The sequence below is a fragment of the Streptomyces sp. NBC_00637 genome, assembly GCF_045161545.1.
Lineage (GTDB): Bacteria > Actinomycetota > Actinomycetes > Streptomycetales > Streptomycetaceae > Streptomyces.
Genome location: NZ_CP109047.1, coordinates 313,525 through 326,510 on the forward strand (window position 1 = coordinate 313,525; position 12,986 = coordinate 326,510).

At 71.7% G+C, this 12,986-nt stretch carries 15 protein-coding genes and 2 pseudogenes; 10 read left to right on the forward strand and 7 right to left on the reverse strand.

What is annotated here, in order from left to right:
• Positions 1–22: 22 nt before the first annotated feature.
• On the forward strand, positions 23–799 hold the full coding sequence (locus OG440_RS39380; RefSeq protein WP_331753143.1) for a cytochrome c biogenesis protein CcdA: 777 nt from the start codon (positions 23–25) through the stop codon (positions 797–799).
• A 169-nt stretch (positions 800–968) separates the two neighbouring features.
• Positions 969–1,529 carry a helix-turn-helix domain-containing protein gene (locus tag OG440_RS39385; RefSeq protein ID WP_331753145.1) on the forward strand — a complete coding sequence of 187 codons (561 nt, stop codon included), beginning with the start codon at positions 969–971 and terminating at the stop codon, positions 1,527–1,529.
• A gap of 198 nt (positions 1,530–1,727) precedes the next feature.
• Here OG440_RS39385 and OG440_RS39390 read toward each other — a convergent pair whose 3' ends face one another.
• The 3 genes and pseudogenes from OG440_RS39390 to OG440_RS39400 form a co-directional block, all read right to left on the reverse strand.
• A complete protein-coding gene (locus OG440_RS39390; protein ID WP_331753521.1) occupies positions 1,728–2,138 on the reverse strand; it encodes a hypothetical protein in 411 nt (136 codons plus the stop codon).
• 427 nt (positions 2,139–2,565) lie between these two features.
• A pseudogene (locus OG440_RS39395) lies at positions 2,566–3,114 on the reverse strand (class I SAM-dependent methyltransferase); the annotation flags it as partial.
• A gap of 27 nt (positions 3,115–3,141) precedes the next feature.
• Entirely contained in the window at positions 3,142–4,368 is a 1,227-nt protein-coding gene (locus tag OG440_RS39400) for an Ig-like domain-containing protein (RefSeq protein ID WP_331753147.1), read from the reverse strand.
• Between the two features lie 234 nt (positions 4,369–4,602).
• Between OG440_RS39400 and OG440_RS39405 the strand changes: the two genes are divergently transcribed.
• From OG440_RS39405 to OG440_RS39430, 6 genes are all read left to right on the forward strand, one after another.
• The gene (locus tag OG440_RS39405; RefSeq protein WP_331753149.1) at positions 4,603–5,196 is read left to right on the forward strand and encodes a TlpA disulfide reductase family protein; all 594 of its coding nucleotides are present in this window, start codon (positions 4,603–4,605) and stop codon (positions 5,194–5,196) included.
• Between the two features lie 101 nt (positions 5,197–5,297).
• Positions 5,298–6,956, forward strand: coding sequence for a cytochrome c biogenesis protein ResB (locus tag OG440_RS39410; protein ID WP_331753151.1), 1,659 nt, complete (start codon positions 5,298–5,300; stop codon positions 6,954–6,956).
• Entirely contained in the window at positions 6,953–8,035 is a 1,083-nt protein-coding gene (gene ccsB / locus OG440_RS39415; RefSeq protein ID WP_331753153.1) for a c-type cytochrome biogenesis protein CcsB, read from the forward strand. Before OG440_RS39410 ends, ccsB begins: the two co-directional genes overlap by 4 nt.
• A gap of 314 nt (positions 8,036–8,349) precedes the next feature.
• Positions 8,350–8,745, forward strand: coding sequence for a hypothetical protein (locus OG440_RS39420; protein WP_331753155.1), 396 nt, complete (start codon positions 8,350–8,352; stop codon positions 8,743–8,745).
• Positions 8,746–8,853: 108 nt separating this feature from the next.
• Positions 8,854–9,975 carry a sulfite exporter TauE/SafE family protein gene (locus OG440_RS39425; protein WP_331753158.1) on the forward strand — a complete coding sequence of 374 codons (1,122 nt, stop codon included), beginning with the start codon at positions 8,854–8,856 and terminating at the stop codon, positions 9,973–9,975.
• Positions 9,976–9,987: 12 nt separating this feature from the next.
• Positions 9,988–10,251 (forward strand): heavy metal-associated domain-containing protein, encoded by a 264-nt coding sequence (locus OG440_RS39430; protein ID WP_331753160.1) that lies wholly within the window; start codon positions 9,988–9,990, stop codon positions 10,249–10,251.
• Between the two features lie 101 nt (positions 10,252–10,352).
• Here OG440_RS39430 and OG440_RS39435 read toward each other — a convergent pair whose 3' ends face one another.
• The 4 genes from OG440_RS39435 to OG440_RS39450 all read right to left on the reverse strand — a co-directional run bounded on the left by OG440_RS39435 (position 10,353) and on the right by OG440_RS39450 (position 12,342).
• Positions 10,353–10,592: a hypothetical protein gene (locus OG440_RS39435; RefSeq protein WP_331753162.1), complete on the reverse strand. Its 240-nt coding sequence runs from the start codon at positions 10,590–10,592 to the stop codon at positions 10,353–10,355.
• 51 nt (positions 10,593–10,643) lie between these two features.
• The gene (locus OG440_RS39440) at positions 10,644–11,390 is read right to left on the reverse strand and encodes an isoprenylcysteine carboxylmethyltransferase family protein (protein WP_331753164.1); all 747 of its coding nucleotides are present in this window, start codon (positions 11,388–11,390) and stop codon (positions 10,644–10,646) included.
• 208 nt (positions 11,391–11,598) lie between these two features.
• Positions 11,599–11,931 carry a zf-HC2 domain-containing protein gene (locus tag OG440_RS39445; RefSeq protein WP_331753166.1) on the reverse strand — a complete coding sequence of 111 codons (333 nt, stop codon included), beginning with the start codon at positions 11,929–11,931 and terminating at the stop codon, positions 11,599–11,601.
• Positions 11,932–11,958: 27 nt separating this feature from the next.
• Positions 11,959–12,342: a DUF2933 domain-containing protein gene (locus OG440_RS39450; protein WP_331753168.1), complete on the reverse strand. Its 384-nt coding sequence runs from the start codon at positions 12,340–12,342 to the stop codon at positions 11,959–11,961.
• Between the two features lie 105 nt (positions 12,343–12,447).
• Here OG440_RS39450 and OG440_RS39455 point away from each other — a divergent pair.
• Positions 12,448–12,681: pseudogene (locus OG440_RS39455) on the forward strand (hypothetical protein); the annotation flags it as partial.
• Entirely contained in the window at positions 12,566–12,928 is a 363-nt protein-coding gene (gene merB / locus OG440_RS39460; RefSeq protein ID WP_406011622.1) for an organomercurial lyase, read from the forward strand. The pseudogene OG440_RS39455 and the gene merB, both read left to right, overlap by 116 nt.
• The last annotated feature ends 58 nt before the right edge of the window (positions 12,929–12,986 follow it).

The window sequence follows — 12,986 nt, forward strand, 5'->3', positions numbered from 1 at the left end:
CGGATGAGTGAAAGGTGCCGCCTTGTCCGTTGACATCAGCCAGGTGATCGGCTCGGGATCCCTGCTGCTGGCCGCCCCCATCGCGCTGGCCGCGGGCGCGATCACCGTGGCCTCGCCCTGCTGTCTGCCCCTGGTTCCGGGTTACCTCTCGTACACCACCGGCATGACCGCCGCCGACGCCCACGCGGCGCAGTCCGCCCCGGGCGGCCGGGCCAGGAGCCGGGCGCTGCTGGGCACCGCGCTGTTCATCCTCGGCTTTGCCGCCGTCTTCACCGCCTACGGCGCACTGTTCGGTTCCCTCAGTACTGTGCTGCTGGCTCACCAGGACACCGTCATCCGGGTCCTGGGCGTGTTCACCATCGTGCTGGGCCTGATGTTCATGGGCGCCCTGGAGCGCGTCCCGCTGCTGTCGCGGACCTTCAAACCGCGCTTCACCCCACGCGCCGGGCTCGCCGGCGCGCCCGTGCTGGGTGTGATGTTCGGCATCGGCTGGACCCCGTGCATCGGCCCCACACTCGCCGCCGTGCTCTCCCTGTCCATCACCACCGGCTCCGCCGGACGCGGCGCCTTCCTGGCCTTCCTCTACGCCGTGGGCGTCGGCATCCCGTTCCTGCTCTTCACCCTCGCCCTCGGCAAGTCCCTGCGCGCCTTCGACTTCGCCCGCCGCCACGCCCGCGCGGTGCTGCGCCTGGGTGGCGCCCTGCTGGTCCTGGTCGGCGTGGCCCAGGTCTCCGGGCTGTGGAGCCTGCTGATCCAGCAGATGCAGACCTGGATCAGCGGCTACGAGCTCCCACTGTGACGCCGGCCCGTCCCCGGTGATCCGTGTCCGCTCGCTCCCCGGCGGCTGCAGCCCGGGTCGGCCGCGTCGGCGCATTTGTTCGCGTTCGCAATACTCAGGAAGGAGCGCCAGTACCGGCCGGTCGCCAATTCGGAAATCGTCAGGTCTCAGCAGACGGCAGGAGAGGACCATGGGCCGCAGAGGCGACACCCGTCAGCGCATCCAGGACGTGGCCCTGGAACTCTTCGCCGAGCACGGGTACGAGAAGACCTCGCTGCGCGAGATCGCCGAGCATCTCGACGTGACCAAGGCGGCGCTGTATTACCACTTCAAGGCCAAGGAAGACATCCTCGTCAGCCTCTTCGACGACCTCGGGCGGCCGGTCGACGAGCTGATCGAGTGGGGGAAGAGGCAGCTCGGAACACTGGACACGAAGAGGGAGCTGCTCGCCCGCTACAGCCTGGCCGTGCAGGACGCGATCGTCCTCTTCCGCTTCATGCAGGAGAACCAGGCGACGATCCGCGAGCTCGGCGTGGGCGAGGCGTTCAGGGACCGGATGCTCGCCATGATCCGCCTGCTGTGCGACGGCAGCGCGGACCTCACCGCCCGTGTGCGCTGCACCACTGCCCTGGTCGCGATGCACGCGGGGGTGTTCGCCCTGGAAGACGTCGAGGGCGACCCCGAGGAGAAGCGCAGGGCCATCCTCGAAGTCGCCCAGGAGCTGGTGAGCGCGGCTCACCCGACTGCGTGACGCGTCGTACGGCAGAGGGAAGTTGACCGTGGTACGGCGTGGCGCACAGCTCGGAGGGCGGGTGGGGCCGGCTCGAACTGCGGGTGGAGCCGATCAGGCCGATGAGCTTGGCCGGTGCCGACCTTCCGGTTCCCTGTCGATCTTCGACAGGTGGCCCAGCCGGCCACGACCACGGCCCCTGAGTGCACCTCGCTCGGCTCAGGCGTTGTTCATGTCTTTGCAGCACCCCTTTGGTGCGGTCGCCCGCGCCGACGTGCGGTGGGCGGCGTGCGACGCGTCGCAGCACCGGCAGTCCTCGGCGCGCCGGGTCGGCGCTCCGTCCCGGCAGCACGTGCAGCACTCCGTGTCACGAACGGACGTCCGGTGCGCCTCGAAGGCCGCCGCGCGCTCGAGCGCCTGGACGGGCGAGCGGACACCCAGCCGACCCATTGCCGCCATATGCATGGGCATGGCCGACGTCATGGCGGGCATGCGCGAGGCCATGCCGGTGCATCCGCTCATCGCGGCCGTCGCGGGAGTGTGCGCCTGGGCGAGCCCGGTGAATCCGGCCGAGGCGGCCAGGGCGGTCGCGGCGAGAACACCGGTACGGGCGAGAAGTCGTCTGGTCATGGGACACCTTTCGGATCAATGACGGTTCGCGACCGTGTGTCGCGACGCGGTCACACTCCGGCACGCTACCTAATCCCCTAAGGCCTTTCGGTCCAGGCGGATGCTCATTCCTCCGTACGAGTGGAGTCCTGCGGCAGCCGGGGGACACCGCGCCGGAGGCCTGCCTGCGGCTCACCAACGCCCTACGACAGCACCACGGCACGCTGCACGCCCGCACGGGCCGCAGGACGTTCACGGAGCGCCGCCAGTCATCGGGCCGCGGACCACTGACCCGCGCCGGGCGCGGACACGCCGGGGGACACCGCCGCCGTGCCAGACGTGGCCCGGGCCGCTTCCGGCGCGGACCGGTCAGTACGGGCTCCTTGACCGCCACCAGGCGCTCGATCATGCCCAGGCAGTACCGCTCCCGCAGGGTCACGGTGAACCCCGTCCGCTCGGCCAGGAGGAGGGGTCGGCCTGGCCGGTAGGCGCTGGAGAGGTGCCGGAGCGGCGGTACGACGAGGCGCTGCAGGGCCCGTACGGGGAAGGCGGTGGCGAGGATGTGGTCGAGGAGCACCAGGCGGCCTCCGGGCCGCAGCACCCGGTGCATCTCGCGGACCGCGGCCCGGTCGTCGGGCATGCAGCACAGGGCCAGCGTGCACACCACCGTGTCGAAGCGGGCGTCCGGGAAGGGAAGCGCCGCCGCGGAGGCCACCACCAGGGTCACCGCCGCCGGGCAGGTAGCCGCCCGCGGCCGGGCACGCGCCAGCATTCCCGGGGACAGGTCGATGCCGACCGCTTCGGCCCCGGCCGGGTAGTGGGGCAGGTTCAGCCCGGTGCCGACGCCGACCTCCAGGACCGTGCCGCTCGCCTGCGCGCCGGCCCAGGAGCGGCCGTCGCCGACCAGGAGCCGGTCATAAGGCCGCATGCAGCCGTCGTACCAGGGCGCGTCGCGGTTCCAGCTGCGCCGCACCCGTGCCTCGCACTCCCTCGCCATACCTATGTGTATGCCCCGGCGCCTCGCTCAGGACAGCGCGCTACCGGCCTTCCAGGTGGCCCAGTCGACGTTCCAGTCGCCGTAGCCGTTGTTGGTGGCGACGGTGTCCTTGGAGCCCACGACGGTGACGGGGTCGCCGAGGCGGACGTGCTCGTACCACCACTTGGCGTCCGCGGTGCTCATGCCGATGCAGCCGTGGCTGCCGTTGACGCGGCCGAACTTGCCCTCGTTCCAGGGGGCGGCGTGGGCGTAGGTGCCCGAGGGTGTGAGCTGGACGTCCCAGTCGACCTCACCGAGGTCGTACGCCTCGGGCCCGAATATGCCCACGGTCTTCGAGTCCATATGGATCTTGGGGACCTTGCTGAGGACCACCATGGTGCCGTTCCAGGTCTCGAAGCCCGTCTTGCCGGTGGAGACGGGGAGGGTCTTGATCACCTTGCCGTTCTCGGTGACGGTCATGGTCTTCTTGTTCACGTCGGCGGTGCTGACCACCGCCTTGCCTATCTGGAAATGGGCGAGGCGCTGCTGCGTGCCGTACACCCCGCCGCCCGCGTCCACGCCGGACAGCGACATCCCCAGGGTCACCTTGGTGCCGGGCTTCCAGTACGCCTTGGGCCGGTAGTCGATCCGGTCCTTGCCGTCGCGGTCCTTCATCCAGTTCCACGCCCCCTCGACCGCGGGGGTGGAGGTGACGGTGAGGCCGCGTTCGACGGCCGCCTTGTCGCGGATGGGCTTGTTGAAGGTGATGGACACCGGCATGCCGACACCGACCGTGGTGCCCTTGTCGGGGCTGTACTCGCCGACGAAGGTGTCGCGCGCGGCGGCGGTGGTGATGGTGCTCTTCTTGGTCACCGGCTTGCCGTCCGACCCTTCACCGCGGGCGAGCACGGTGTACCGGGTGGCGGGGGCCAGGAGGGCGGAGGAGGTCCAGGTGCGCTTGTCCGTCGACAGCGCCCCGGCGAACGCGTCGGTGTCGGCGGCGCTCACGTTCACCTCGGAGAGCTTTCCGCCGTTGGCACGCACGGTCACCTTGCTGCCGGGCGATGCGGGGGTGCCGCTCGCGTCCGGCTTCACGGTGATGGAGACGGGGTCGGTCGTCGCCGTGGCCGCGGCGTGTCCGCTCGCCGCGTTCCCCGTGCCGCTGCAGGCGGCGAGGGTCACCGCGGCGACCGCGGCGAGGGCGGCGGCCTGCACCGGCGTCCGGCGAGCGCCCCTTCGTACGGCGCCGAGGCGCTCCATCAGTTGCCGTCGCATGGGCAGATCCTCCACAGTAGGTATCCCTAATCTCCTTAGGGGACGACGGTAGCGGATCGGCGGTTCCCTGTCGGCCCCGGTGATCCCCGCTCGCGGTCCGAGGGGGCGGTCGCAGGCGGGGCGGCGGCCCGTGTCACACTCCCCTCCATGTCTCCTAAGATGTTTCGGAGGAGTGCGGGGCGGTCGGCGACGACATCGGTGGACACGCCCCTGCGCGGCCGACGGTATGCAGTTGTGACCGGGGCAGGGGTTGGGGCGGGACTGCTGCTCGCCGGGTGCACGTCGGCGCCGGGAGCGGCCGTCGGCCGTAGCCCGGACACGGCCGGTGTCTCCGGCAGCGCGACGGCGTCCCCGGCGGGCGCCGGGGCCATCACCGCGATCCCGGCCGGGCGGCGTGCGGCGGCCCCGGACATTTCCGGCAAGAGCCTCGACGGCAAGCCGCTGCGGCTGTCCGACTATCGCGGCCAGGTGGTGCTGCTGAACGTGTGGGGCTCCTGGTGCGAGCCGTGCAAGGCCGAGGCGCCGAATCTGAAGCGCGCCTTCGAGAAGACCAAGAGCCAGGGTGTGCAGTTCCTCGGCATCAACACCCGCGACCTGTCGACCGGGCCGGCGAAGGACTTCGAGCGGCGCTACGGCATCACGTACCCCAGCTTCTCCGACCCTCAGGGAAAGCTCGTGCTGCGCTTCAAGGGCTCCCTGTTGCCGCAGGCGGTCCCGTCCACCGTGGTGATCGACCGTCAGGGGCGGATCGCGGTCCGCGCGCTCGGGGCGCTGAGCGAACGGGAGATCCTCGGCATGCTCGCCCCTGTCATCGTGGAAGGCCGGTGAGCGGCATGCGGACCCCGTCCCGTTCTTCCCGGCCGGACACCGCGCCCTTGGGCAGCGGCCCGCACTCCGCGCAGGATCCTTCGGACACACTGAGCGCCGGCATGTCCAGCGCACCGCGGGAGGACGCCGCGGAGCCCTCCGGCCCCCGGCTCGGCCTCCTCGGCTGGCTGCGCTGGATGTGGCGCACGCTCACCTCGATGCGCACCGCGCTGGTCCTGCTCCTGCTGCTCAGCCTCGCCGCGATCCCCGGGTCCCTGGTGCCGCAGGACTCCAGCCAGGCCGCCCAGGCCGCCGCGTTCCGCGCCAAACACCCCGACCTCACCCCCGTCTACGAGAAGCTGGGGCTCTTCCACGTCTACTCCTCGCCCTGGTTCGCGGCCGTCTACCTGCTGCTGTTCCTCTCACTGGGCGGCTGCATCCTGCCGCGCTGCGCGCAGTTCGTCAGGTCACTGCGGGCCAGGCCGCCGGCCGCGCCCCGCAGGCTCGACCGCCTCCCGGAGCACACCCGGTGGACCAGCGCCTGCCCTCCCGACGAGGCGCTGGACGCCGCCACGCGGGCGCTGCGCACGCGGCGCTTCCGGCTGCGGGTGGAGAGCGGCGAGCCGGACGAGGGCACGGACCGTCCGCCACGAGAGAGCGGGGTGGCCGGCGAGAAGGGCTACCTCCGCGAGGCCGGGAACCTGCTGTTCCACCTCGCGCTCTTCGGGCTCCTCGTGGCGCTGGCCGTCGGCGGCCTGTTCAGCACCACGGGCCAGGTCCTCGTCGTCGAGGGCGACAGCTTCACCAACACGGCCACGCAGTACGACGACTTCCAGCCCGGCAAGCTGGTCTCCGACGACGATCTGACCCCGTTCGGCTTCCGCCTGAACGACTTCTCCGGCACCTACCAGCGCACCGGTCCGCAGCGCGGCACCCCGACCTCCTTCCAGGCCCGCGTGCGCTACACCCAGGCCACGGGCGGCCCCGGGCGCGATGTCACCATCCGGGTCAACCACCCCCTGCAGGTGGACGGCAGCAAGGTCTACCTGGTCGGCCACGGCTACGCCCCCCAGGTCACCGTCCGCGACGGAAAGGGCGACATCGCCTGGTCCGGGGCGGTGCCCTTCCTGCCCCAGGACTCCTTCATCCGCTCCACCGGCGTGATCAAGGCACCCGACGCCCGCGACCGCAACGGCAAACCCGACCAGCTCGGGTTCACCGGACTGTTCCTGCCCACCGTCAACCTCTCCGCGGGCGGCTGGTCCTCGATCTATCCGGGGGCCGACAACCCGGTCCTCGTACTGACCGCCTACCACGGAGACATCGGCCTGGACGCGGGCGTGCCGCAGAGCGTCTACCAGCTCGACACCCGCCGGATGACCCAGTTCACCAAGAAGGACGGCTCCCCCTTCGCCCAGGCCCTGCGGCCCGGCGACCGCATGACGCTGCCAGGCGGCGCCGGCTCGCTCACCTTCGACGGACTCAAGGAATGGGCCAGCTTCCAGGTGGCCCACAACCCCAGCAACGGCACGGCGCTGGGAAGCTCGGTCCTCGCCGGACTGGGCCTGACCGCCTCGCTGTTCATCCGCCGGCGCCGCCTGTGGATCCGCGTCCGGCCGGCCCCCGGCACGGGCAGCGAGATCGAGATCGCGGGCCTGGACCGGACCGCATCCGCAGCCCTGGCCGAGGAAGTGGCCACGCTTGCAACGGAGTTGCGCCGCACCCTCCCCCCGAACGACTCCGCCACGCCGCACCAGCAGCAGCTTCAGGAGCAACCGTGAATCCGACCTCCCTCACGAACGAGACCCTGGACCAGCTCAGCAGCTGGCTGATCCACTCCGCCATCGCCGTCTACCTGCTGGCCTTCCTCGCCCACTGCGCCGAGTGGACCTTCGGCAGCCGCGGCCGCATCGCCCAACTCTCCGCCCAGGCCGCCACCGAGGCGCCCGCCGCCCGCACCACGGCCGCCAGCCGTACCGGCACCGGCGCGGCCACCGCGGTGCTGCCCCGGCCCGCCACCAGCCAGAAGACCAGGGACACTCCCGCGCAGCCCGCGACGGGTGGCCCCGGCGGCGCGGACGCCGACGGGCGGTCCGATCTGCTGGGCCGGATCGGGATCTCGCTGACCGCCCTCGCCTTCCTGCTCCACCTCGCCTCCGTGCTCACCCGGGCCTGGTCGGTGGCCCGGCCCCCGTGGGGCAACATGTACGAGTTCTCCACCGCCTTCGCCCTGGCCGCGACCGGCGCCTACCTCGGCCTGCTCGCCGCCCGCAAGCCGGTGCGCTGGCTCGGCCTGCCCGTCACCTTCTCCGTCCTGCTCACCCTCGGCCTCGCCGTCACCGTGCTGTACGTGGACGACGCGCAGCTGGTGCCCGCCCTGCACTCGTACTGGCTGTGGATCCACGTCTCCGCCGCGATCATCTCCGGCGGCGTCTTCCACACCGCGGCCGTGGCCACCGGGCTCTACCTTTTCCGCGACCGCTGGGAACGGGCCGCCGCAGAGGGCATGGAACCGGGACGGCTGGCCGCACTCGCGCAGCGACTGCCGAGCGCCGCCACCCTGGACAAGCTGTCCTACCGGCTGAACGCGCTGGTCTTCCCCCTGTGGACGTTCGCCATCATCGCCGGAGCGGTGTGGGCCGAGGCCGCCTGGGGCCGCTACTGGGGCTGGGATCCCAAGGAGACCTGGGCCTTCATCACCTGGGTCGCCTACGCCGCCTACCTGCACGCCCGCGCCACCGCCGGCTGGAAAGGCCGCCGCGCCGCCATCCTGGGCCTGGGCGCTTTCGCCGCCTTCGTCTTCAACTACTACGGCGTCAACATCTTCATCACCGGCCTGCACTCCTATGCCGGCGTCTGACTCCCAGTCCAAGCCCGCGCCGCCGCCGGCCCCACGGCTCCGCCGGGCCCGGCGCGGTCCTGGCCTTCCTGCCTGCGCCGGGCATCGGCATACCGTTCCCGCGCTTCCCCCTCGCCCGCCGCACGTCGATGCGGGGCGTGGACTTCGCCGGGTGCCGCGCCCAGGCCCTGACGTGGCTGGGCGGCGGAGTATTCGTCTTTGTCGGGCTGCTGCACGTCACCGGGGTCGGGCGTTGCTGATCGGCGAGCTGGGGGACTCGATCGGCGGCTGCCAACTTCCGCGATGTCCGTCCCGCCGTGGCGGGAGCCGTTAGCATGCTGATCATGTTGTCGCGGGTGGGTCCGGTGTTCTGGCTGTGGGCCAGGGTGCTGCTGGCGTGCGCGCTCACGTTCTGTCTGACCGGTGCCGCCCGCGCGGCCATGACCATGCCCGCCCCGATGGAACAGGCGCACCAGCGCGACACCTCCGGGCAGACGGCCCAGGCCATTCCCGGTCCCACCGGCATGGAGGACCACTGCCCGGCGACCGCCGACCACGCCAGCCGCCCGGCGGCCGCACCGGCTTCTGCCGCCTCGGTCGCCCTGGGCCCGGCCGACGGGCCGCACGACGCCGTCCCCGTACGGCCATGGGAGGTCCGGACCGGGCTGTCCCCGCCCCCGGTGGCGGCCCCACCCCCCGATCTGAACCGGCTGTGCGTCTCCCGGACGTGACGGAGCCCTCCCGCCGGGCGTGAGCCCGCGGGATCAGGATGCCCCCACGTCCGACTTCGGCGCGCCCACGTACGCGCGCCGCCCTCCCGTATCCAGGAGTCCCGACGCATGCCGTCGTCTGTCGCGTTGCTCATCACCGGTGCCTCCACCGGACTGTTCGCCGGGGGTGCCTCGTGCGCCGCCGTTCAAGGGGGCCTGCTGGCCGGTGCGGTGACCCGCCGCCAGTCCGCCGACCCGTCCACGCCCGCGGGCCGGGCCCGCCCCGAGCCCCGGGCCGCCGTCAATGACCGCGCCGGTAGCCCGGCCGAACCCCGGCCCCTCGTGCCGGTGGGAGCGTTCCTCGCCGGAAAGCTCGCCTCCCACACCCTGCTCGGCGCGCTGCTCGGCGTCTTCGGCGACGCCCTGCAGCCCAGTCCCCGGGCCCGGGCCGTGCTGATGCTGACGGCCGCGGCCCTCATGCTGCTGTTCGCCCTCGACCTGTTCGGCGTCAAGGCGGTGGGCCGCCTGGTGCCCAGGCCGCCGGCCTCGTTCGGCCGGGTGCTGCGGCGCAGCGCCAAGACCGACTCGATCGCCACCCCGGCCCTGATCGGCTTCGCCACCGTGCTGGTGCCCTGCGGGGTGACCCTGTCGGTCGAGCTGATCGCCATCACCTCCGGCTCCCCGGTGGCCGGGGCCGCGATCATGGCCGGATTCGTCATCGGCACCGCACCGCTGTTCGCCGCCCTGGGTTACCTGTTCCGCCGCACCAGCCGGGCGCTCTCCGGCAAGCTGGCCGTCCTCACCGGTGTCGTGGTGCTGGGAGTTGCCGCCTGGACGGTGGCCTCAGGGCTCCAGGCGGGCGGCTGGGCCACCTTCGACCTCACTCCGGGCGGCACCCCGGCCGCCGCGGCCGGAGCCGATGGCGACGAGACATCAGCAGCGGACAGGAATCCGGCCGCCGACGGGCCGGTGCGCATCGACGCCTCCGGCAAGCAGACCGTCACCCTGACCGTGACGGACTTCTACGTCCCCACGAAGTTCACCGCCAAGGCCGGGGTGCCCACCACACTCGTGCTGCACGGCAAGGACTCCGGCGGCTGCGCCCGCGCCTTCACCATCCCCGAACTCGGCGTCCAGGAGATCGTCAAACGCGACGGCGACACCAAGGTCGACCTGGGCACCCGCAAGGCCGGCACGCTCCGATTCACCTGCGCCATGGGCATGAACACCGGCACCATCACCTTCCAGTAGAAAGAACCCGAAGTGAGCCTGTTCAGCCGCAAGACCAAGACTGAAACCGAGACCGGCCCGCAGGTGGTCCTCGCCATCGAGGGCATGCACTGCACCAGCTGCGGCCTGCTCATCGACGACGAACTCGAGGAGCTCCCGGGCGTCCGCTCGGCCGGCACCGACTTCCGCACCCAACGCACCACCGTCCGCCTGGAAGAGACCGCCGCCGTGGACGCCGACGCCCTGGTCTCGGCCGTGGCACGCGCGGGCGACTACAAGGCCCGCCTCACGGCCTGACCCCCGCCCGCCGAGCGGCCCCGGGGATCGCCGCACGGAGAGGCCCGGCCGGGACTCAAGTCCCGGCCGGGCCGCGGCATATCAGTGATCAGGGCGTGAACTCATGGGTCCTGCGGCTGACGGCCGCCGGACTCGGATGCTTCCCGGTGGGCGGCCTTGAGCTGGTCGATCTCGGCGCGCAGGCGGACGACCTCCACCTCCGTGGCGCCGAGGGCTGTGGGGGTGGCAGTGCGCTGCCGGGGCTGGTTCTGCCGCGCGTACCGCTGCATCCACCACATCATCAGGCCCATCCCGACGGGGCAGGCCAGCAGGATCAGGACGACCAGAATGTATTCGGACATCGCCAACTCCCTTCAACGGACGGCGGATCCGACGCGGGGCTTCGGGAGGGATCACGTGCCTCCGGTCCGCGATCGTGTCGTCGTACGGGGCACCTCGGGTACGTCTTCCACCTCCGGGCTCTCCTCGCGGGGGCCGCGGGTCGGCCGGTGTGCGGGCCGGCCGGGTGACCGGGGGCGCAGGGACGGGACGAAACGGGGGGTCTTGGCCGCGTAGCGTTCCCATCGGGCGCCGAACCGGGCGGCGACCTCGGCCTCCTCCCGCAGCGCCAGGCGCCGGTAGACCCAGATGAGCACGGGGAACATCACCAGCGTCGGCAGGGTCGGCCACATCAGCAGGAACCCGACCATGATGGCGAGGAACCCGCTGTACTGCGGGTGCCGGATGCGCCGGTAGGGGCCCGAGGCGGCCAGACGGCCGGCCTTCTGGGCGGCGTACAGGTGCCTCCAGCCGGAGGCGATGAGCGCGAACCCGACGATGATCACGACATAGCTGGCCAGGTGGAACGGGCTGAGGTGCGGGTCGCCCTTCCAGCCGATCAGGTCATTCCACAGGTGGCCCTGGGAGTGGCTGAACCCGAGGTTGGGGAACCAGCCTCCCAGGGGGCCGGACAGCAGGTAGACGGTGAGCGGGAAGCCGTACATCTCGGTGAACAGCGCCACCGCGAAGGCGGAGAAGCCGCCCAGCACCCGCCAGTCCCGCCCGGTGCGCGGGTGGAAGAAGCTGCCCGCGAAGACCACCAGCAACAGCGTGTTGAAGATGACGAGGGGCCACAGGCCGTACGCGTAGGTGTCGTTCATCGTGCCCTTCCCTGACATCTCTGGGGTGGACGGTCCTTCACCGCGGGTGCTGTGGGGGCCGGCCTGGTCTCACAGCCGTTCGGCCGCTCCCGGGCAGGTGCGCCTCGGCGCGTGCACGCCTCCATGCTGCGCCGGGGGTGTGAAGCGGTGATGAAGAGCGGATGCGCAGGCTCTGTGCTCTCGCCCGGGGTCCTCGGCGGGCTGTGGTTCAGCGTGGCCGGCGATCCGGGAACCGGGGCCCACCGGTGCGGTGCCGGCGGCCCTGGCCGGTGCGGCCCTCCTGGTGTGGCAGGCAAGGCCCGTGCCGGGCGGCGGAGGAGGAGCGCGGGTCCGGATCCGTGACGGCCTCCCGGGCCAGTGCGTCGCGCAGGACCCAGAGGTGGGCCGCGACCTTGGCGAGTTCGTCGTGTTCGGTCCGGCAGGCCGGGCAGGTGCCGAGGTGCGCGGGGACGGGGGCTGCTTCCCCGGGTTCGAGGGCGTCAAGGACGTAGAGGGGCAGCAGCTCGCGGATTTCCGCGCAGTCCGGGACTTGGGAGGGCATGGGCGGTGCGTCCTGTCTGCGGGTACGTCAGGGACGGGTGTCGGCCTCATCCCGCTTGGTCATGTCGACGGCGGGCAGGTCCGGATCGGTCGGGGCGCCTTGCCGTGCGCTCGCGGCCTTGAGGAGGCGCAGTTCGCCCTGGAGGTCGGTGATCTGTTTGCCGAGGTCGGCCTCGGTGGTGGCTGTGTGGGTGCCGGAGGCCTGGGTCTTGGCCCCGGTGCCGCAGGAGGCGCCCTTCTGGCCCTTCTGGTCGTTGCCGTTCATGCCGCGCATCATGAAGATCATGCTGAGCGGGCAGATCGCGAGGATCAGCAACGGCAGCGCCGCCACGGCCCAGGCGGGCCTGAGGAGGAGCAGACCGGCGGCGACGGCGCCGAGGCCGATGACGACTTTCTTGTTCAGGCACTTCATGGCGATCGCTCCTGGGTGGTGGGGCCTCGTGCTCCGTAAAGCGCGGTATACGGGACACGCTAGGCAGGGGCTGTGAAGGATCGATGAGCGTGTGATGGGCGGCCGATGTGCGTCACCGCGCAGCCAAAAAGGGGCCGTCACTTCCAACTGGTTCCGACCGATGCGGAGCCCCTCTCCCGGCGCTTCAGGGACAGGTCGAACGGTGGTGGGTGCGGTGGGGCCGTTGCTCGCACCCGGGCGGTGGGAAGCTCTTGCTCACGCTCCTGGCCACGGGCAATCCCCGTCACCACCGACCAGATGCGCGACGCTGCCGGCCGCACCGCCGAGCAGATCCGGCAGGCCCTGGCGGCCATGCCCGACACCGAGTACGACGAGCAGGGCCGCGTCATCGGCGGCGAGCTCACCCAGCGCCCGACGCCGAAATCGACGGCCGCCTGCCTACACCTGGTGCGCTCTGGACACGCTGATCTTCCCGGGCGTCCTTGGGGTCACCGCCCACGTCGAATCCCCCTGCCAGACCACCGGCATCCTCGTCCGGCTCACCGTCGCACCGGCGTGCGCCACCGTCGCCCGCCCGGGGATGTAACCCCGGCTGCCCGGCGGGGCACACGATCGACCCGACCAGGACAGGCTCGGTGCCGGCG

Bases quoted from the DNA above. Each gene is read 5' to 3' on its own strand.
- OG440_RS39385 (WP_331753145.1), top strand. From the start codon at position 969: ATGGGCCGCAGAGGCGACACCCGTCAGCGCATCCAGGACGTGGCCCTG.
- OG440_RS39390 (WP_331753521.1), bottom strand. From the start codon at position 2,138: ATGACCAGACGACTTCTCGCCCGTACCGGTGTTCTCGCCGCGACCGCC.
- OG440_RS39400 (WP_331753147.1), bottom strand. From the start codon at position 4,368: ATGCGACGGCAACTGATGGAGCGCCTCGGCGCCGTACGAAGGGGCGCT.
- OG440_RS39410 (WP_331753151.1), top strand. From the start codon at position 5,298: ATGTCCAGCGCACCGCGGGAGGACGCCGCGGAGCCCTCCGGCCCCCGG.
- OG440_RS39420 (WP_331753155.1), top strand. From the start codon at position 8,350: ATGCTGATCATGTTGTCGCGGGTGGGTCCGGTGTTCTGGCTGTGGGCC.
- OG440_RS39425 (WP_331753158.1), top strand. From the start codon at position 8,854: ATGCCGTCGTCTGTCGCGTTGCTCATCACCGGTGCCTCCACCGGACTG.
- OG440_RS39435 (WP_331753162.1), bottom strand. From the start codon at position 10,592: ATGTCCGAATACATTCTGGTCGTCCTGATCCTGCTGGCCTGCCCCGTC.
- OG440_RS39440 (WP_331753164.1), bottom strand. From the start codon at position 11,390: ATGAACGACACCTACGCGTACGGCCTGTGGCCCCTCGTCATCTTCAAC.
- OG440_RS39445 (WP_331753166.1), bottom strand. From the start codon at position 11,931: ATGCCCTCCCAAGTCCCGGACTGCGCGGAAATCCGCGAGCTGCTGCCC.
- OG440_RS39450 (WP_331753168.1), bottom strand. From the start codon at position 12,342: ATGAAGTGCCTGAACAAGAAAGTCGTCATCGGCCTCGGCGCCGTCGCC.